15 protein-coding genes are annotated in these 18,587 nt (G+C 76.1%); 10 read left to right on the top strand and 5 right to left on the bottom strand.

The features are described 5' to 3' along the window. The first annotated feature begins 108 nt into the window (after positions 1–108). Positions 109–1,560, top strand: coding sequence for a chloride channel protein (locus tag Acit_RS00700; RefSeq protein ID WP_248105015.1), 1,452 nt, complete (start codon positions 109–111; stop codon positions 1,558–1,560). On the opposite strand, the gene Acit_RS00695 is transcribed toward Acit_RS00700, so the two are convergent. Continuing rightward, positions 1,491–2,360: an enoyl-CoA hydratase gene (locus Acit_RS00695; protein ID WP_248105014.1), complete on the bottom strand. Its 870-nt coding sequence runs from the start codon at positions 2,358–2,360 to the stop codon at positions 1,491–1,493. The genes Acit_RS00700 and Acit_RS00695 overlap by 70 nt on opposite strands. Before the next feature lie 135 nt (positions 2,361–2,495). Here Acit_RS00695 and Acit_RS13355 point away from each other — a divergent pair, with 135 nt between their 5' ends. The 4 genes from Acit_RS13355 to Acit_RS00675 are packed head-to-tail and all read left to right on the top strand — an operon-like array spanning position 2,496 to position 6,868. Beyond that, the gene (locus Acit_RS13355) at positions 2,496–3,818 is read left to right on the top strand and encodes a glycosyltransferase (protein ID WP_248105013.1); all 1,323 of its coding nucleotides are present in this window, start codon (positions 2,496–2,498) and stop codon (positions 3,816–3,818) included. After that, positions 3,812–5,245 carry a hopanoid biosynthesis associated radical SAM protein HpnJ gene (gene hpnJ / locus Acit_RS00685; protein WP_248105012.1) on the top strand — a complete coding sequence of 478 codons (1,434 nt, stop codon included), beginning with the start codon at positions 3,812–3,814 and terminating at the stop codon, positions 5,243–5,245. Before Acit_RS13355 ends, hpnJ begins: the two co-directional genes overlap by 7 nt. A 13-nt stretch (positions 5,246–5,258) precedes the next feature. Next, positions 5,259–6,356, top strand: coding sequence for a DMT family transporter (locus Acit_RS00680; protein WP_248105011.1), 1,098 nt, complete (start codon positions 5,259–5,261; stop codon positions 6,354–6,356). Further along, on the top strand, positions 6,239–6,868 hold the full coding sequence (locus tag Acit_RS00675) for a DsbA family oxidoreductase (RefSeq protein ID WP_248105010.1): 630 nt from the start codon (positions 6,239–6,241) through the stop codon (positions 6,866–6,868). Before Acit_RS00680 ends, Acit_RS00675 begins: the two co-directional genes overlap by 118 nt. A 9-nt stretch (positions 6,869–6,877) precedes the next feature. On the opposite strand, the gene Acit_RS00670 is transcribed toward Acit_RS00675, so the two are convergent. From Acit_RS00670 to Acit_RS00660, 3 genes are all read right to left on the bottom strand, one after another. Continuing rightward, positions 6,878–7,867 (bottom strand): MBL fold metallo-hydrolase, encoded by a 990-nt coding sequence (locus Acit_RS00670; RefSeq protein ID WP_248105009.1) that lies wholly within the window; start codon positions 7,865–7,867, stop codon positions 6,878–6,880. Continuing rightward, the gene (locus Acit_RS00665) at positions 7,864–8,910 is read right to left on the bottom strand and encodes a glucose 1-dehydrogenase (protein WP_248105008.1); all 1,047 of its coding nucleotides are present in this window, start codon (positions 8,908–8,910) and stop codon (positions 7,864–7,866) included. The genes Acit_RS00670 and Acit_RS00665 overlap by 4 nt, the downstream gene beginning before the upstream one ends. A 75-nt stretch (positions 8,911–8,985) precedes the next feature. Further along, on the bottom strand, positions 8,986–10,995 hold the full coding sequence (locus Acit_RS00660) for a glycoside hydrolase family 15 protein (RefSeq protein ID WP_248105007.1): 2,010 nt from the start codon (positions 10,993–10,995) through the stop codon (positions 8,986–8,988). Positions 10,996–11,098: 103 nt separating this feature from the next. Between Acit_RS00660 and Acit_RS00655 the strand changes: the two genes are divergently transcribed. The 5 genes from Acit_RS00655 (at position 11,099) to Acit_RS00635 (ending at position 17,721) form a co-directional block, all read left to right on the top strand. Beyond that, positions 11,099–12,568: an FAD-binding oxidoreductase gene (locus Acit_RS00655; protein ID WP_248105006.1), complete on the top strand. Its 1,470-nt coding sequence runs from the start codon at positions 11,099–11,101 to the stop codon at positions 12,566–12,568. A 29-nt stretch (positions 12,569–12,597) separates the two neighbouring features. Next, entirely contained in the window at positions 12,598–14,214 is a 1,617-nt protein-coding gene (locus Acit_RS00650; RefSeq protein WP_376745990.1) for an acetolactate synthase large subunit, read from the top strand. A 121-nt stretch (positions 14,215–14,335) separates the two neighbouring features. Next, positions 14,336–15,082: a LamB/YcsF family protein gene (locus Acit_RS00645; protein WP_248105004.1), complete on the top strand. Its 747-nt coding sequence runs from the start codon at positions 14,336–14,338 to the stop codon at positions 15,080–15,082. Next, positions 15,079–16,905, top strand: coding sequence for a carboxyltransferase domain-containing protein (locus tag Acit_RS13350; protein ID WP_248105003.1), 1,827 nt, complete (start codon positions 15,079–15,081; stop codon positions 16,903–16,905). The genes Acit_RS00645 and Acit_RS13350 overlap by 4 nt, the downstream gene beginning before the upstream one ends. Before the next feature lie 54 nt (positions 16,906–16,959). Next, the gene (locus Acit_RS00635; protein ID WP_248105002.1) at positions 16,960–17,721 is read left to right on the top strand and encodes a DUF480 domain-containing protein; all 762 of its coding nucleotides are present in this window, start codon (positions 16,960–16,962) and stop codon (positions 17,719–17,721) included. Positions 17,722–17,759: 38 nt separating this feature from the next. On the opposite strand, the gene Acit_RS00630 is transcribed toward Acit_RS00635, so the two are convergent. After that, positions 17,760–18,302, bottom strand: coding sequence for a hypothetical protein (locus Acit_RS00630; RefSeq protein ID WP_248105001.1), 543 nt, complete (start codon positions 18,300–18,302; stop codon positions 17,760–17,762). Positions 18,303–18,587 lie beyond the last annotated feature (285 nt).

Genomic DNA, 18,587 nt, shown 5'->3' with positions numbered 1-18,587 from the left:
CAGTCCCGGTCCCGGTCCCTGCCCGTCTCGAGGCCGCCCGGGGACCCTGGAGCGGGGCCGGCGCCCCGCCAGGACGACCGGCGGGCCCCCGTCGGCCATGCTGGAGGGATGCCCGGCCCAGCGGGGCCCGACCCCGGCCCGCAGCGACCTCAGCGCCCTGCGCCGTCCCCGAGCCAGCGCCGACGCACCCCGCCGCCCCTGTTCCGCCGCCGGCTGCCCTCGGGCCGGGGGGCCATGGAGCAGCCGAACGTCACCCACGACCTGGCCCCCCTCACCGCCCGGTTCTGGGCGACCGTGGTCCTCGTCGGGGTGGCCACCGGCCTGCTCGGCGACGGTCTCATGGCCATCCTCTTCACCACTGAGCACCTGGCCTTCGGCTTCCACCAGGGGGGCTCGTTCCTGGCTGCCGTCAGCCGGGCCAGCGCCCTGCGCCGGGTCGTCGTCCTGGCCCTCTCCGGGCTGCTCGGCAGCGTCGCCTGGTTCGTCCTGCGCCGCCTGACCGCTGGCCAGCACGCCGAGATCGACCACGCCCTCTGGCGGGGCGACGCCCGGCTGTCGGTGCCCCGGTCGCTCGGCACCTCGGTCATCTCCGAGGTGGTGGTCGGCATGGGGGCCTCCATCGGCCGGGAGGCCGCCCCGAAGCTCATGGGCGGGGTGGCCGGCTCGGTCGTCGCCGACTGGTTCCGCCTGACCCCCGAGCAGCGCTGGCTGCTCGTGGCCTGCGGGGGCGGGGCCGGGCTGGCCTGCGTCTACAACGTGCCCCTCGGCGGGGCCCTCTTCACCGCCGAGGTCCTCGTCGGGACCCTCAGCCTGCCCGTCGCCCTCCCGGCCCTGGCCTGCTCCTGGGTGGCCACGGTCACCGCCTGGCTCTACCTGCCCCGCCACGCCACCTACACGAACGTCCCGACCTACCACTTCGCCTTCACCCTGCTCGCCTTCTCCCTGCCCGCCGGGGTGCTCATCGGGGTGCTCGCCGCGCTCCTCATCCGGCTGGTCGGCATCGTCTCCCACCACCGCCTGCAGGGTTGGCGGACGATCCCGGCCTCGGTGCTCGGCTTCGCCGCCCTCGGGGCCCTCGGCATCGCCTACCCCCAGCTCTTCGGCAACGGCAAGGGCATGGCCCACGAGGCGTTCCTCGGCGTCGGCACCCTCGGGCTCTTCGCCGCCCTGGCCGCCCTCAAGCCCCTGGCCACCACCATGACCCTCGGGGTCGGGGCCTCCGGGGGGCTCTTCACCCCCTTCATGAGCACCGGGGCGGCCCTGGGCGGGTTCCTCGGCCTCGCCTGGTCCCACCTCTGGCCCGGCGCCCCGGCCGGGGCCTACGCCACCATCGGCGCAGCGGCCATGATCGGGGCGGCCATGCAGGCCCCCTTGGCCGGCCTGGTCCTCATCCTCGAGCTGACCCACAACGGCTTCGAGCTCATGGTGCCGGTCATCGCCGCCACCGTGCTCGCCACCGCCGTGGCCCGCCAGCTCGACGGCTACTCCATCTACTCGGCCCGCCTCCCGGCCCTGCCCCCCTCGGCGGCGCCCTCGGCCCCCGAGCCCGAGGCGGCCTGAGCCCGGCCCCGGGCCACCAGGGCCTCCCGCCGGGCCTCCACCGCTTCGGGGCTCGCCTCGGGTCCCTGCGCCCAGGCGGCCGCCACCTCCGCCTCGAGCTGCAGGCCGGCCCCGTCCGCCACGGCCCACTGGCGGCGGTAGGTGGCGCGAAGACGGCGCAGCGAGGCCCGGGGCACCTCGGCGATCTCCCGGGCCAGGGCCAGGGCGCTCGGCAGGAGCTCCCCGTGGGGCACCACCGCGTTCACCAGGCCCCAGGCCAGGGCGCACTCGGCGTCCACGAACCGACCGGTCATGCTCATCTCGAGGGCCCGGCGCCGGCCGACCGCCTCGGCCAGGAGCACCGTGAGGCCCCAGCCGGGCTGCACCCCGACCCGGGCGTGGGTGTCGGCGAAGCGGGCCCGCTCCGAAGCGACCAGCAGGTCGCAGTGGAGGGCCAGCTCCAGGCCCCCGGTGACCGCCGGCCCGTTGACCGCCCCGATCAGGGGGGTCTGGAGGTCGGGCACCGGGCCGCTGCCGAGCCGGCGCGCCCCGGCTCCCAGGGTCTGGCCGAGGCGGTGCTGCCCGGCCCCGAGCTCCTTGAGGTCCAGGCCGGCGCAGAACGCCGGGTCGGCCCCGGTCAGCACGATCGCCCCGACCTCCCCGTCGGCGTCCAGGGCGGCCAGGACCTGCGGGAGGTCCCGGCGCAGCTCGGCGTTCAAGGCGTTGCGGGCCTCGGGGCGCCACAGGGTCACGAGGGCCACCGGGCCCTCCCGCTCGACCCGGACCACGGGGCTGCTCGGCAGTGTCGCGGGCTCGGCCATGCCAGAAGCCTCCCATCCCCATCGGAGGCCCGCCACGCCGACACGCCCCGGGTGCCACCGCCGACCGGACCGGGGCGGCCCCCGACCCCGAGGACCGGCGGCTAGGGTCCGGGGCCGAACGGAGGGAGCGGGACGGTGGGTGCCAGAGCGGTCGTCCTGACCGGCAGCCTGGGCCTCGGCCACGACGTGGTGAGCCAGGTCCTGACCGAGGGGCTGGTCTCGGTCGGCTACGAGGTCCGGACCCTGGACTGCATGGCCCTCCTCGGCTCCCTCGGCGGCCGGGCCGGCGACGCCGTGTTCCGCCGCCTCCTCGCCCACCCCGCCCTCTACGACGGCCTCCACTTCGCCCACCTGCGACCCGGCAGCGCCCTGGCCGAGACCCTGGACCGGGCCGCCACCCGCCGCCTCGTCCCCGCCCTGGCCGCGGCGCTGGGACCCGAGCCCCCCGAGCTCGCCGTGGCCTGCTTCGCCACCGGGTCCTCGGCCCTGGCCCGCCTCGTGGGCGGCCCCTGGGCCGGCGCGCCGAGGCGGCCGGCGACCGTCTGCCTCTGCACCGACGCGAGCCCCCACCGGCTCTGGGTCCAGCCGGGCCTCGACCTCTTCCTCGTGACCTCCCCGGCGGCCGCCCAAGCGGTCCGCCGCTACCTGCCCCGGGCCCGGGTCGGCCTCGTGCCCCCGCCGGTCCGGGCCGGGTTCCTCGCCCCCCCCTCGAAGACCGAGGCCCGCCGGGCCCTCGGGGTGCCCGAGGGGACCCCGACGGTGCTCCTCATGGGGGGCGGGTGGGGGCTCGGCCCCCTCGCCGAAGCGGCCAGGAGCATCGGCCAGACCGGGGTCTGGGTCCTCGCCCTCGCCGGGAGGAACCCCCGGGCGGCCAGGGCCCTCGACCAGGTGGCCGCCGCGGTGCCCACCGTCCGCTCGCTCGGCTTCAGCGACCAGGTGCCCCTCCTCATGGCCGCCAGCGACCTGGTCGTCACCACCCCCGGGGCCACCACCTGCAGCGAGGCCCGGGCGGTCGGCCGGCCCCTGCTCCTCCTCGACGTCGTCCCCGGCCACGGACGGGACAACATCCAGCACGAGCTCGGCCTCGGGCAGGCCGGGGTGGTGGACCCCGAGCCCGGCCGCCTCGCCGAGGCGGTCCTCGCCGCCCTGGCGGACCCGCCCCCGCCGAGCCCCTGCCCCCCCGCCGGGACCCGCCGGCCCGGGGACTTCGCCGAGGCCCTCACCGAGGCCCTGGCCGGCCTGGGGGGGCCCGGTCCGGTCCAGCCCGGTCCGGCCCGTGCGGCCGCCGACCCCCCGGGTTTGGCGCTCGTTGCCGAGGTGGGCGAGGCTGGGAGCCATCAGGGTCGGCGCCCGCTCGCCGAGGTGCCCGAGGGACCCCCGGCGCCCCTGCCCGGCCGGTCCCCGAGCGGCGAGCGGCCCGCCAGCCAGCCAGAAGGAGGCCCGGAGCGACCATGCTGAAGACCCTCTTCCTCCACCCGCCGTCCTACGAGGGGTTCGACGGAGGCGCGGGCTCCCGCTACCAGGCCAAGCGGGAGATCCGCTCCTTCTGGTACCCGACGTGGCTGGCCCAGCCGGCCGCCCTGGTGCCCGGCTCGAAGCTCGTCGACGCGCCCCCGGCGGGCCTCGGGCTCGACGACGTCCTCCCCCTGGCCAGCCAGTACGAGCTCTGCGTCCTGCACACCTCGAGCCCCTCGTTCCCCGGGGACGTGAAGGTGGCCGAGGCCCTCAAAGCTGCGAACCCGGACCTGCTGATCGGCTTCGTGGGGGCCAAGGTGGCGGTGGACCCCGAGGGGTCGCTCCTCGCCTCCCCGGCCATCGACTTCGTCTGCCGGGAGGAGTTCGACTTCACCGTCCTCGAGGTGGCCGAGGGCCGGCCCCTCACCGAGGTGGCCGGCCTCTGCACCCGGGGACCCGACGGCCAGGTGGTCTGGACCCCCGACCGGCCGGTCCTCGAGGACATGGACCGCCTGCCCTACGTCCTCGACGTCTACCAGCGGGACCTGCGGGTCGAGGACTACTTCATCGGCTACCTCAAGCACCCCTACGTGTCGCTCTACACCGGCCGGGGCTGCCGCTCCCAGTGCACCTTCTGCCTCTGGCCCCAGACCGTCGGCGGCCACCGCTACCGGGTCCGCTCCGTCGAGCACGTCCTCGGCGAGATGGCCCTCGTGCCCCGCTACTTCCCGCAGGTGAAGGAAGTCTTCTTCGACGACGACACCTTCACCGACAACCGGCCCCGGGCGGAGGAGATCGCCCGGGGTATGGGCCGCCTCGGCCTGGAGTGGTCCTGCAACGCCAAGGCCAACGTGCCCTACGAGACCCTGAAGGTCCTGCGGGACAACGGCCTGCGCCTGCTCCTCGTGGGCTTCGAGTCCGGCAACCAGCAGATCCTGCAGAACATCAAGAAGGGGGTCCGGGTGGAGCGGGCCCGCCAGTTCGCCAAGGACTGCCGGGACCTCGGCATCACCATCCACGGCACCTTCATCGTGGGCCTGCCGGGGGAGACCAAGGAGACCATCCAGGAGACCATCCGCTTCGCCCAGGAGATCAACCCCCACACCATCCAGGTCAGCATCGCCGCCCCCTACCCCGGCACCCAGCTGTGGAAGCAGGCGAAGGAGAACGGCTGGCTGCCCGAGGACGACGAGGGGGCCCAGCTGGTCGACGAGCGGGGCATCCAGACCGCCGCCCTCTCCTACCCCCACCTGACCCGGACCGAGATCTTCGACTCGGTCGAGGAGTTCTACAAGAAGTTCTACTTCCGGGCCGGCAAGATCGCCGAGATGACCGCCGAGATGGTGAAGAGCCCCGACGTGCTCCGCCGCCGGCTCCGGGAAGGGGTGGAGTTCGTGAGCTTCCTTCGCCGCCGGGCCCAGAGCGCCTAGGGCCGGCGCCGGCGTGGACCAGGCCCTGGCGGTCGGTGCCGCCCTCGGGGCGGCCGGGGTCGTGGGGGTCGGCATGGCCCTCGAGCACCGGGGGGCCGGCCAGGCCCGGCCTCGCAGCACCGTCCACCCCGGCCTCTTGGCCGACCTTCTTCGCTCCCCGGCCTGGCGGGCCGGCTGGGTCCTCACCCTCGCCGGCTACGGCCTCCAGGCGGTCGCCTTCGCCGCCGGCCGGCTCGTCGTCGTCGAGCCCCTGCTCTGCGTGGCCCTGGTGGTGGCCCTCGGCACCTCGGGGCTGCTGCACCGCCGCCCCCTCACCGCCCGCCAGTGGCTGGCCGTGCTCGTCACCACCGCGGCCATCCTCGCCTTCACCGTCCTCGCCAGCCCGGCCGCCGGGCGGGCCAGCGCCCCCATCGGCAGCTGGCTGCCCTGGCTGGCCGGGGTCGGGGCCCTGGTCCTCGGGGCCTTCGCCCTCGGGCCCCTCCTCCCGCCCCGCCTCCGGGCCCTCGCCATGGCGAGCGCCGGGGGCGCCACCTTCGGCATCTCCGACGCCCTCACGAAGACCGTCCTCGTCGGGGTCGTCCACCACGGGCCGGCCATCCTCGCCAGCTGGCCCCCCTACGGCCTGGTCCTGGCCGGCACCCTCGGCTTCCTCTGCCAGCAGACCGCCTACCACCAGAGCCGCCTGGCCGACGCCCAGCCGGCCCTGAGCGCCGCCGAGCCGGTCGTCGGGGCCCTCGTCGGCCTCACCGTCCTCCGGGAACACCTCCACCCCGTCACCCCCCTCGGCGGGGCGGCCGAGGCCGTCGCTGCGGCCGCCATGCTCGGCGGCATCGTGGCCCTCGCCAGCCTCGCCGACCGGGCCGAGGCACAGCCGATCCGCGGCGGCGCGGCCCGGCGCAGGGCGACCCAGGCCGGAACGGTCCGGGCGGGCACGGTCCGGGCGGGCACGGTCCGGGTGGGAATCCCGAGCGGCCGACTGGGGTTTGCAGGATCATGGCTGACGCTCCGTCTCGCACGCCGGTCGACTTCTGGTTCGACCCCATCTGCCCCTGGGCCTGGATCACCTCCCGCTGGATCCTCGAGGTCGAGCGGGTCCGGCCGATCGAGGTGACCTGGCGACTCATGTCCCTCGCCTACCTGAACCTCGAGCAGCACCAGGGGGAGGGGCTCTCGGAGCGCTACAAGGAGCTCATGGCGAAGGCCTGGGGACCGGTCCGGGTGTGCCAGGCGGCGGCCGAGGAGGCCGGGCCGGGGGTCCTCGGCCCCCTCTACACCGCCATCGGGACCCGCTTCCACGTGCAGGGCCGCCGGGAGGACCCGGCGGTGCTCACCGAGGCCCTCACCGAGGCCGGTCTGCCGGCCGACCTGGCGAAGGCGGCGGAGGACGACCGCTACGACCAGGCGATCAAGGACTCCCACCACCTGGCCTTCGACCGGGTCGGGCTCGACGTCGGCACCCCGGTCATCGGGGTAGGGCCCCGGGCGTTCTTCGGCCCCATCGTCACCCCGGCCCCCAAGGGCGAGGACGCCGGCCGGCTCTGGGACGGGGTTCAGCTCGTCACCGCCTTCGACGGCTTCTACGAGATCAAGCGGACCCGGGACCGGGAGCCGAGCTTCGAGTGAACCCCGCGCTCAGGCCTGGCCCGGGCTCTGGGCCCCTTGGGCCTTCTGGCGCTGCTCCAGCCAGCGGCGCAGGCCCGCGGCGTTCGAGTGGACCCCGTTCAGGGTCTCGAGCTTGCGGCGCTGCTCGTCCGGGGCCTGGCTGAGGTCGCCAGCGAACGCCGCTTCGAGGGCCTCGGCGATGTCCCGCCCTTCCCGCCAGGCCCGCTCGGCCACCTCGGCCCAGTGGCGCAAGGTGGCCTCGGCCTCCTCGAGCACCGCCTGGGGGTCCTCCAGGAGGCCGTAGTGGGCCAGGGCCAGCCCCGAGGGCTGGCGCTCGGCGAAGCGCCGCAGGGAGTGGAGGGCCTGGTCGAGGTCGAAGTCCGGCGGGGGGGTGGCCGGGCGCAGCACCCCGGCGTCGGGCAGCCGCACCCCGACGGCGTCCCCGGCGAAGAGGATGCCGCTGCGGGAGTCGTGGAGGGCCAGGTGGTGCTTCGCGTGGCCCGGCGAGTCGACGGTGGTGAGCAGCCGGTCCGGGGCGACCTCGACGGTCTCCCCGTCGGCCAGGACCTTGACCCGCTCGGCGGGGGTCGGGTCGAGGCGGCCGTAGAGGGAGTCGAGGAGGGGGCCGTAGACCATCGAGGCCGAGGCGATGAGCCGGCTCGGGTCCACCAGGTGCCGGGCCCCTTTCTCGTGGACGTAGACCGTGGCGCCGGGGAAGGCCCGGGCCACGTCCCCCACCCCCCCGGCGTGGTCCAGGTGGATGTGGGTCACGGCCACCCCGGCCAGCTCCCCGGGCCCGACCCCGAGGTGCTCGAGGGCGGCCAGCAGGGTCGGCACCGAGGACTGGCTGCCGGTCTCCACGAGCACCGGGGCCCGGCCCTCGAGCAGGTAGCCGGCGGTCACCCGCTCCCAGCCCCCGAGGAGGGTGTCGATCTGGAGGACGCCCGGCCCGATCTCGGTCACCTGGGGCCGGCTCGGCCCCCCGGCCCCCTCGGCGCCCGGGGTGTGAGTCTCACTCACTTGGCCACCTCGATCACCACCTTCACGTCGTCGGGCTGGCGCTCGAGGGCCGCCTGCCAGTCCTCGAGGGGCACCCGGCGCGACACCAGCCCCTCCAGCCAGGACCGATCCGCCTTGGCCAGCGCTTCGGCCGCCTGTTCGTAGTGGCGCCGGTTGGCGTTCACCGACCCGACCACCGCCTCGTTCTCCAGCACCATGGCCCGGTTCAGCAGCCCGGCGTCCACGTCGATGCTGCGGCCCCCCGAGGACACCCCGGTCAGGACCACGACCCCGCCGGGCCCCAGGTGCTCCATGGCGTCGAAGACCAGGCTGCCCACCCCGGTGCACTCCACCACCACGTCGGGTTCCTTCACCGCCTCCTCGATGGGCCCCGTGTGGTAGTGGGCGCCGAGGGCGGCCACCAGCTCGGGCTTGGGCCCCGAGGTGACCTGGTCGAAGACGTGGACCTCCAAGCCCCGCTGCACCCCGAGCAGGGCAGCCAGCAGGCCGATGGGCCCCGCCCCGGTGACCACCGCCACCTTCGGCTCGAACCGGGCCCGGCCCCCGATCCGCTCGGCCTGCTCCCAGGCCTTCGCCACCACCGAGGTCGGCTCGAGCAGTACCCCGAGGCTGCCGAGGCTCGGGTCCACCTTCACCGCGTACTCCGGGGTGATGCGGTAGCGCTCGGAGCAGTAGCCGTCGTGCTCCTTGATGCCCCGCTCGGTGTACTTGCCGTTGCGGCAGAAGTCCCACTCGCCCACGGCGCAGTTCGGGCAGGGCACCGGGTCGGGACGCCGCACGATGCCGACCACCAGGTCGCCTTCGGCCAGGCCGCTGCCCGCCGGGGCCTCCTGGACCCGCCCGATGGACTCGTGCCCGAGGACCAGGCGGTCCCGGCCCGGTGGCGCCCAGCCGTACTGCCCCGAGAGGATCTCCAGGTCGGTCCCGCACACCCCGACCGCCAGGGTCTCCACGAGCACCGGGCCGTCCTCGGCCGGCGGCTCGGGCACCTCCTCCACCGTGGCGCTGCCCTGCTGCTTCGGCTCCACCGTCAGTGCCCGCATCGGTTCCCTCGCTCTCCTCGTCCGCTCTCCTCGTCGCACCGGGCCCTGGCCCCGGTCGCCCGTCCCGACGCTGCCCTAGGCCCGGCCCGGTCCCCGGCTCCGCCCCGGCCGCCCCCCGCCTGGGGCCTGGCCGGCCGGCCGGCTGCCGCTCTCGGGGGCGCCGCGGCTCGAGCGGGCGACCCGGGCGGCCCGCACCCCCCGGCCCATGCCGAGGAACCGGCCCTGGAGGCGGGCGGTGCGGGAGCGCGAACGCAAGGTGGCCCGCCGGACCAGCTGGAGGGCCTCGGGGTCCTGCTGGCCGCTCGGGGGCCGGCCCGAGAGGTTGAACGCGGCGTTCACGAGCGACACGTGGGAGAACGCCTGGGGGAAGTTCCCGACCTGGCGCTTCGCCCGGGCGTCGTACTCCTCGCTCAAGAGGCCCAGGTCGTTGCGGAGGGCCAGCAGCCGCTCGAAGAGGGCCCGGGCGTCGTCCTGGCGGCCGATCAGGTAGAGGCAGTCGGCCAGCCAGAACGAGCAGGCCAAGAACGCGCCCTCGTGGCCCGAGAGGCCGTCCACGTCGCTGGCCTCCTCGGCCTTGTAGCGCAGGACGAAGCCGTCCTCGGTGAGGTCCCGCTCGATCGCCTCGACGGTCTGGCGGACCCGGTCGTCGCTGGCCGGCAGGAACCCCACGAGGGGGATCATGAGCAGGCTGGCGTCGAGGCCCGTGCCCCCGTAGTACTGGGTGAAGGCCCCCACGTCGCTGTTGAACCCTTTCTGGCAGACCTCGGCGTGGATCTCGTCCCGCAGGGCCCGCCAGCGGTCCAGGGGCCCCTCGAGGCCGAGCTGCTCGACGCTGCGGACCGCCCGGTCCACGGCCACCCAGGCCATGACCTTCGAGTGGGTGAAGTGCCGCCTCGGCCCCCGGACCTCCCAGATCCCGTCGTCGGGTTCCCGCCAGCCGTCCTCCAAGAAGTCGAGCAGGGTCCGCTGGAGGTCCCAGGCCGACTCGCTCGGGGGGTCCCCGGCCACTGCCGAGTCGTAGAGGGCCGACATGACCTCCCCGTAGACGTCGAGCTGGTACTGCCCGGCGGCCGCGTTCCCGATCCGGACCGGCTGGGAGCCCTCGTAGCCAGCCAGCCAGTCCGCCTCCCACTCGTCCAGCCGCCGCTCCCCCGCCGGGCCGTACATGATCTGGAGGTCCCGGGCGTCCCCGGCTGCGGCCCGCAGCAGCCAGTCCCGCCACGCCATGGCCTCCTCGTGGTAGCCGCCGCGCATGAGGGCCTGGAGGGTCAAGGTGGCGTCCCGCAGCCAGCAGTAGCGGTAGTCCCAGTTCCGCTCGCCCCCCAGGGTCTCGGGCAGCGAGGTGGTGGCCGCGGCCACGATGCCGCCGGTCGGCTGGTAGGTGAGGGCCTTCAAGGTGATGAGGGAGCGCACCACGGCCTCCCGCCAGGGGCCGTCGAAGGTGCACTGGCTGGACCACTCCTCCCACCACAGCTCGGTCTCGTCGACGGCGAACACCGCGTCGGTCGGCCGGGGCGGCTCCTCGTGGGAGGGGAACCAGGTGAGCACGAAGGGCACGTGCTGGCCGGCCGAGACGTCGAACTCGGCGACCGTCCGCCGCTCGCCCTCGACCTCCTTGCCCCGGGTGTGGACCGTGGTCCACAGGGCCAGGCCGTCGGGACCGGCCAGGGCGGTCAGCAGGCCCCCCGAGCGGCGCACCCAGGGCACCACCCGGCCGTAGCCGAAGCGCATGGCCATCTCCATCCGCATCGGGACCGTCCCGGCCACGCCCTCCACGATCCGGACCACCTCAGGGTGGCTCTCCCGGATCGGCATGCAGTCGATGAGCCGGACCTTGCCTCCGTCGACCTCGAACTCGCTCTCCAGCACCAGCGTCTCGCCCCGGTAGCGGCGCCGCACCGCCTTCCCACCGGTCGCCGGGGCGATGCGCCAGAAGCCGTTGCGCTCGTCGCCGAGCAGGGCGGCGAAGCAGGCCTCGGAGTCGAAGCGGGGGAGGCAGAGCCAGTCGATCGACCCGTCCCGGCCCACGAGGGCGGCGGTGTGGGTGTCGCCGATCAGGCCGTAGTCCTCGATGGGCTGGCTCACCGCCCCATTCTTACCGTTCCCCCTGCGGATCGGCCCGGCAGGCCCGGGCCGGCCAACCTAGGGTGGGGCCGTCGAACCGGCCCGACCAGCAGGGGGTGCAGCCATGGGGGACCTGCTCGAGCAGCTCGCCCGCATCGTCGGCCCGGCCAACCTCCTGGCCGGCGACGACCTCGGTCCCGACTGGACCCACGACGAGTGCCTGACCGTCGAACCGGTCCGGCCCTGCTGCGTGGTCCGCCCGGCCAGCACCCCCGAGGTGGCCGCCGTCGTGGCCGCCTGCCGCCGGGCCGGCCGGCCCCTCACCCCCCGGGGCGGGGCGACCGGGCTCTCGGGGGGCGCCGTGCCCGCCCCCGGGGCCGTGGTGGTGAGCTTCGACCGCATGGACCGCATCCTGGAGATCGACGAGGAGAACCTCGCGGCCGTCTGCCAGCCCGGGATCCGCCTCGGCCAGCTCGACGAGGCCCTGGCACCCCGGGGCCTCGTCTACCCGGTCGAGCCCGGGGAGCCCTCGGCCAGCATCGGGGGCACCGTGGCGACGAACGCCGGGGGCATGCGGGCCGTCCGCTACGGCGTCACCCGCCAGCACGTCCTCGGCCTCGAGCTCGTCCTCGCCAGCGGCCAGGTCCTGCGCACCGGGGGCCGGCTCTGCAAGCTCTCGAGCGGCTACGACCTCACCCAGCTGGTCATCGGCTCCGAGGGCACCCTGGCCCTGGTCACCGAGGCGACCCTGAAGCTCCAGCCCCGCCCTCGGCACCGCCGGACCCTCCTCGCCCCCTTCGCCGACCTCGAGCGCCTCGGCCGCGCCGTCCCGGGCCTCCTCGCCAGCGGCCTCGAACCCCTCCTCCTCGAGTACCTCGACGCCCTCACCCTGGCGGCCGTCACCCAGCGGGCCGACCTCCCCCTCGGCCTGCCCGCCGACCTGGCCGAGCGGACCAGCGCGTCGCTCCTCGTCGGCCTCCAGGCCCGGCGGGAGGACCAGCTCGAGCAGGACACCGCCGAGGCCGCCGAGCGCCTCGCCGACGCCGGGGCCCTCGACGTCTACGTCCTGCCCGACCACGCCGGCCGGGCCCTCGTCGAGGCCCGCGAGCAGGCCTTCTACGCGGCGAAGGCCGCCGGGGCCGACGACATCCTCGACATGGTGGTCCCCCGGGCGGCCATGCCCCGGTTCCTCGGGGCCGCCGGCCGGCTCGCCGGCGAGCACGGGGCCCTGCTTGCCGGCTGCGGCCACGTCGGCGACGGCAACGTCCACCTCTCGGTCTTCCTGCCCGACCCCGAGGCCCGTCACCGGCTCCTCGACCGCCTCTTCGCCCTGGCCCAGGAGCTCGGCGGGGCGGTCTCCGGGGAGCACGGCCTCGGCCGGGCCAAGCGGGCCGCCTTCGCCGCCCTCGCCGACCCCCTCCACCTGGCCATCCTGGCCCGCCTCAAGCAGGCCCTCGACCCCGAGGGTCTCCTGAACCCGGGCGTGGGCCCCGACCCCGCCTGGGCCGCCCACGACCCCTTCGCCGGGGATGCCCCTGGAGAGGAGCCCCCGGTCCCGCCCCTGCCCTCGACCGAAGGAGCTGCCCTGCCGTGACGACCCGACCCGCACCCGCCCCCGACCCGGTGACCAGCGAGGGGGCCGGCCCCGGCGCGCCGACGGCCCCGCCGGGCGCCGAGCGGCTCCTCCGGCACCTCCTCGACCGGGGGGTCGACACCTGCTTCACGAACCCCGGCACCTCCGAGATGCACTTCGTGGCCGCCCTCGACCGGGTGGCCGGCATGCGAAGCGTCCTGTGCCTCTTCGAGGGGGTGGCGACCGGCGCCGCCGACGGGTACGGCCGCATGGCGGAGCAGCCGGCCGCCTGCCTGCTGCACCTCGGGCCGGGCCTCGGCAACGGCCTGGCGAACCTCCACAACGCCCGCCGGGCCCACACCCCGCTGCTCTGCCTCGTCGGGGACCACGCCCGGGCCCACCGGCCCCTCGACGCCCCCCTGACCAGCGACATCGAGGGGCTGGCCCGGCCGGTCTCGACGCTGGTGGTCAGCCCGCAGGACCCGGCCCAGCTCCTGGCGGCCGCGGACGCGGCCCTCGAGGCGGCGAGCGGCCCGCCGAGCGGGGTGGCCACGATGATCGTCCCGGCCGACCTCTCCTGGGACCCCCTGCCGGACCTGCCCCCGGCCGACCCGACACCCTGGCGGGCCCCCGCCCCCAACCCGGAGCCGCCCCCGACCACGACGGGCCCCGAGGGGGCCGCGGCGGCCCTCCGCTCGGGCCGGCCGACCGCCGTCCTCGTCGGGGGCCGGGCGGCGCGGGGCCGGCCCCTGCGGCAGCTCGCCGCCCTGGCCGCCGCCTTCGGGGCGAAGCTCCTCTGCGAGACCTTCCCGGCCCGGCTCGAGCGGGGCGCCGGTGTCCCCCCGGTCGAGCGCCTCGCTTACCTGGCCGAGCTGGCCGAGCTCCAACTCCAGGGCCTCGAGCACCTCGTGCTCGTCGACGCCCCGGTCCCGGTCTCCTTCTTCGCCTACCCCGGCCGCTCCTCCCTCCTCGCCCCCCCGGGCTGCCAGCTCCACCGCCTGGCCGGCCCCGCCGACGACGCCCAGAGCGCCGTCGACGCCCTCGTCGAGCTGCTCGGCGGCACACAGGCCAGCGCCCCGGCGGCGGGCGCCGAGCGGCCCGGGGCCCCGAACGGCGCCCTCGACCCCCGCAGCATGGCCCAGGCCGTCGGGGCCACCCTGCCGGAGGCGGCGGTGGTGGTCGACGAGGGCAACACCCTGGGCCTCCACGTCCCCGAGGCGACCGCCGGCTGCCCGCCGCACGACTGGCTGACCCTGACCGGCGGGGCCATCGGCATGGGCTTGCCCCTCGCCACCGGGGCGGCGCTCGCCGTGCCCGACCGGCCGGTCCTCTGCCTCGAGGCCGATGGCTCCAGCCTCTACACCGTCCAGGCTCTGTGGACCCAGGCCCGCGAGGGCCTCGACGTCACCACCGTGCTCCTCGACAACCGGGCCTACGGCATCCTCAACTTCGAGCTCCGACGCGTCGGCGCCGGGGAGCCCGGGCCAGTGGCCAACGCCCTGCTCTCCCTCGCCGACCCGCCCGTCGACCACGTCGGCCTCGCCCGCAGCCTCGGGGTCCCCGCCACCACCGCCCACGACGCCCAGGAGCTCGCCGACGCCCTCGCCCGGGCCTTCGCCGAGCCCGGCCCGCACCTCGTCCACTGCCCCCTGCCGCCGGTGCTGTGAGAGGGGGCATCGCGCGGACTCGGCCGGACGGGCACACGAGCCCGCGTGGTCGTTGTGGAGTTTGTGTGAAAACACGGCGGGTGGACGGACTGAGGAGACGAGCCGAGAGGCCGAGGGCACGGTGGACCTGAACGCAGACCTGGGGGAGCGGGAGGCGGCCGACGGCCGGGACGACCCGCTGCTGGCCGTGGTGACGAGCGCCGCGGTGGCCTGCGGGGGCCATGCGGGCACCCCGGCGGTCATGGCCGAGGTCTGCCGGAGCGCCCGCCGGCTGGGCGTGGTGGTCGGCGCCCACCCCTCCTACGTGGACCGGGAGGGCTTCGGGCGGCGACCGATGACGGTGGCGGCCGACGTGCTGGCCGACCAGCTGGTCGCCCAGGTCGGCACCCTGCAGGACGTGGCCCGGGCCGAGGGCCTGGTGGTCCGGTTCGTGAAGCCCCACGGCGCCCTCTACAACGCCATGGCCGACGACCTGGCCCTGGCCGGGCTCGTGGCCGACACGGTCCGGTCCCTCGGGCAGGACCTGGTCCTGGTCGGCCTGGCCGGCTCGCCGGGCCTCGAGGCCGCGGCCCGACGGGGCCTGGCAGTGGCGGCCGAAGGGTTCTGCGACCGGGCGTATCGGCCCGACGGCCGGCTGGTGCCCCGGGGCACCCCCGGGGCGGTCCTTACGGACCCCGCCGCCGTGGTCCGCCAGGCCCTGGAGCTGGCCAGCGAGGGTCGGGTCACCACCGCCGACGGGAGCCGCCGCTCCCTCCACGTCGACACCCTCTGCTGCCACAGCGACACGCCTGATGCCGTGTCGCTGGCCCGGGCGGTGCGGGCGGGGCTGGCGGCGGCCGGGGTGCCGGTCGAGCCGTTCGTTCGGTGAGCCCCGACCCAGCCCCCGGCCCCCTCGAGGGCCAGGGCCCTTGGCCGCTTCGGCGCTGGGCGGCGGGGCCCCTCGGGGACCGTGCGGTGCTCGTCTGCCTGGAGCCCCCCGAGATGGCGGGTCCGCTGGCCGAGGCCCTGCGGGCCGTGGTGGCCGAGGCCGGGTGGGTCCCGGTCGAGGTGGTGCCCACCTGGGGGTGGCTGACCCTCGAGGGCCACGCCGGGGCCCGGTCGGCCAGCGGGCTGCTCGGGGAGCTGCCGGAGCTGCTCGGGCGGGCCGGGCCGCGGCTCGGGGACGACCTTGCGGCCGGGTCGGCCCCGGGGGCGGCCGGCGAGGAGGCGCCGGTGGTCCTGCCGGTGCGGTTCGACGGGCCGGACCTGGAGGAGGTGGCGGCCCGCTGCGGCTGGTCGACGGGCGAGGTCGTGGCGGCCGTCGAGGCGGCCGAGCTGGTGGTGGCCTTCGTGGGGTTCGCCCCCGGCTTCGCCTACCTGCGGGGCCTGCCCCCGCCCCTGGCCGGCGTGGGCCGGCGGCCGAGCCCGCGGCCCCGGGTGCCGGCCGGCTCCTTCGGGGTCGCCGGGGGGTTCTGCGGCTGCTACCCGGCGGCCGGCCCGGGGGGCTGGCAGCTGCTCGGCCGGACGGACCTGGCGCTCTTCGATCCCCGCACCCCGCCCTACAGCCGCCTCCAACCGGGCCAGCGGGTCCAGGTGGTGGCGGTCGAGCAGGTCGGCGAGCTGCCCGAGGACCGTCGCTGGCCCCTCGTCGAGGCCGGGCAGCGGGGGGCGGGCTTGCGGGTGCTCGACCCGGGTCCTGGCCTGTCGCTGGTCGAGGACGGGGGGCGCGCTGGCCTGGCCCACCTGGGGGTGCCCCGGGCCGGGCCGGTCGACCCCCGGGCGGCGGCCCTGGCGAACCGGCTCGTCGGGAACGCCCCGGGCGAGGCCGTCCTGGAGTGCACCCTGGCTGGGCCGGAGCTGCTCGCCGAGCGGCCCCTGCTCGTGGCGGTCCTGGGCGACGGGCCGGTCTGGCTGGACGGCTGGCCGGTGCCCACCCCGGGGCCCGTGCCGGTGCGAGCCGGCCAGCGCCTCCGGATCGGGCCGCTCCGCCGTGGCTGCCGGGCGGTCCTGGCGGTCGCCGGGGGACTGGCCAGCGCCGAGCTGCTCGGCAGCCGGAGCAGCGACCTGCTGGCCGGCCTCGGCCCCGGGCCGCTTCGGCCCGGGGACCGGCTACCGGTCGGGGAACCCGAGGGCTGGCCGGCAGGCCGGCTGACCTTCGACTCGGGCAGCGACCCGGGGCTCCTCGCCTGGGCGGCCCGGGTGGGCCTGGCCACCCCACGGGCGAGGACCGACGAGGCCGTGCCCCTGCGGGTGCTGGCCGGCCCGGACGCCGAGCCGTCCACGCTGGCGGCCCTGACGAGCCGGCTCTGGGAGGTGGACCCGGCGAGCAACCGGGTGGGCCTGCGGCTCCGGCCCCAGGCGAGGGCGGACGGCCCCGGCGGCAGCGCCGCGGACACCCGGGCGGCGGGCTGGACAAGCTGGGTGCCGACCTGGGCGGCCCGAGGCCAGCCCCGAGGCGTCGTGCTGGGCGCGATCCAGCAGCCAAGCTCCGGCGAGCTCATCGTGCTGCTGGCCGACCACGCCACCACCGGCGGCTACCCCCTGCCGGCGTGCCTGGCGAGCGTGGACGTGCCCCTGGCCGGGCAGCTGCGGCCGGGCTGCCCGGTGCGGCTGGTGCCGGTGGGCCTGGCCGAGGCCGAGCGGGCCACCGCCCGTGCCGAGCGGCAGATAGCCCGGGCCGTGCAGGGCCGCTACCCCCGCTGGCCGACCTGAGCCACCACCCGGCCCCACCAGAGGGGCAAGACCTGGGCTCCTATGCTCGAGGGCGTGCCCGAGCCGCCGGTCCTGGATGCCGTGGAAGCCCGAGTCCTGGGCAGCCTGCTGGAGAAGGAGCTGACCGTCCCCCAGCAGTACCCCTTGACGCTGAACGCGCTGCAGGCCGCCTGCAACCAGGCCTCGAACCGGGAACCGGTCATGGGGCTCGGGGAGCAGGAGATCCAAGACGCCTTGGACCGGCTTAAGGGCCGGGGCCTGGTCCGCTTCGTCTACCCCTCGCACGGCCGCAGCGTGACCCGCTACCGGCAGGTCGTCGACGAGCTGTTGGGCCTGGAGGCCAAGGAGCGTGCCCTGCTGGCCATGCTGCTCCTCCGGGGCCCCCAGACGGTCGGCGAGCTGCGGCTGCGGACCGAGCGCATGGTCGCCTTCGACTCCACGGCCGCCGTCGAGCAGGCCCTCGAGGCCCTGGCCGGCCGCCCGACGCCGCTCGTGACCAGACTGGCCCGGCGCCCCGGCCAGAAGGAGGAGCGCTACGCCGAGCTGCTCTCCGCCCGGAACCAGGACGGGGCTGCGGCGAGTGCCGAGCCGGCCCCGGCGACCCGCCCTTCGAACACCGTCCTCACGACCTCTGGTTCGGGGACCGGCGATCCCGGCCCGCTGCCGTCCACCCGTCACGACCCTGACGCGCTGGCGGCGCTCCGGGCCGAGGTCGCCGCGCTGCAGGCCGAGCTGGCGGCGCTGCGGGACGAGTTCCAGGCGTTCCGTGCACAGTTCGAGCCCGACGCCCCCTCGTCCTCGGGGTCAGGCGCCTGAGGTCAGGCTCCCGGCGCGGCCTGGTGCGGGCCTGGCCCTCAGGGCGAGGGAACCCGCAGGATCTCGATCTGCGCCACCCGCAGCCAGCCGGTCGCCGTCGTCTGGACGTCCGGCAGCACCCCACCCGCCCCGCCCGGGGCCGACCAGCTCACCCTCCAGGTGATGGTGGCGCTGATGGGGTAGGCGGCGTTGTTCGGGTCGTCGGGCTCCCCCGGCGGGATCGGCTGGCCGAGCGAGCTGCGCTGGTAGGTGTGGGAGCAGTCGGTGGTCTGCGCCGAAGCCGGCAGGCTCGGCTGGTAGGGCGTGCCAGGGCCCGGGCAGACCACCACCGCCCCATCCCCGGTTCGCCAGGTCACCGACAGGGGTGTTGCCGTCGCAGTCGCCGAGGCGCACCCCGCGGCGTTGCAGGCCGTCGCCGAAGTCGAGAAGGGGTGCCACAACGTCGGGCTCACCCAGAGCCACTCCGGAAAGTTCACGTAGCCGGTGCCAGCAGGGTTCAAGCCGAGCTCGGGCGCTGGCAGGGCCAACTCGCTCGCCGCCCTGGCCCCGGCCACCCCTGGGCTCGGCGGTGTGCCCGTCACGATCGTGCGTCCAGGGGTGGTCGAACCCGCAGGGATCCAGATCAAGCCGGAACCAACCTGGACCCTCGACGGACTTGCACCCGAGTTGGCGTCGACCGCACAAGAGTCCACGTACCAGCCACCACTCGTGGACGACTGGCCCTGCGGCGGGGGACCGGCATTTGGGTCCGGGATGTAGACGCAGGGAGGCGGGGAGGAGGATAACTGCTGGTTGGAGGACGAATGGCCACCCGAATAGCCGTTCTCGCTCTGAGGTGGTTTTCCTGGTCTACCCTGACTGCTGGC

The organism is Aciditerrimonas ferrireducens (assembly GCF_023130475.1).
Classification (GTDB): domain Bacteria; phylum Actinomycetota; class Acidimicrobiia; order Acidimicrobiales; family UBA8190; genus Aciditerrimonas; species Aciditerrimonas ferrireducens.
This window is presented reverse-complemented; position numbering and strand designations above follow the sequence as displayed.

Excerpts from the sequence above, each read along its gene's own strand:
- Acit_RS00700 (WP_248105015.1), top strand. The coding sequence starts at position 109 with ATGCCCGGCCCAGCGGGGCCCGACCCCGGCCCGCAGCGACCTCAGCGC.
- Acit_RS00695 (WP_248105014.1), bottom strand. The coding sequence starts at position 2,360 with ATGGCCGAGCCCGCGACACTGCCGAGCAGCCCCGTGGTCCGGGTCGAG.
- hpnJ (WP_248105012.1), top strand. The coding sequence starts at position 3,812 with ATGCTGAAGACCCTCTTCCTCCACCCGCCGTCCTACGAGGGGTTCGAC.
- Acit_RS00675 (WP_248105010.1), top strand. The coding sequence starts at position 6,239 with ATGGCTGACGCTCCGTCTCGCACGCCGGTCGACTTCTGGTTCGACCCC.
- Acit_RS00665 (WP_248105008.1), bottom strand. The coding sequence starts at position 8,910 with ATGCGGGCACTGACGGTGGAGCCGAAGCAGCAGGGCAGCGCCACGGTG.
- Acit_RS00655 (WP_248105006.1), top strand. The coding sequence starts at position 11,099 with ATGGGGGACCTGCTCGAGCAGCTCGCCCGCATCGTCGGCCCGGCCAAC.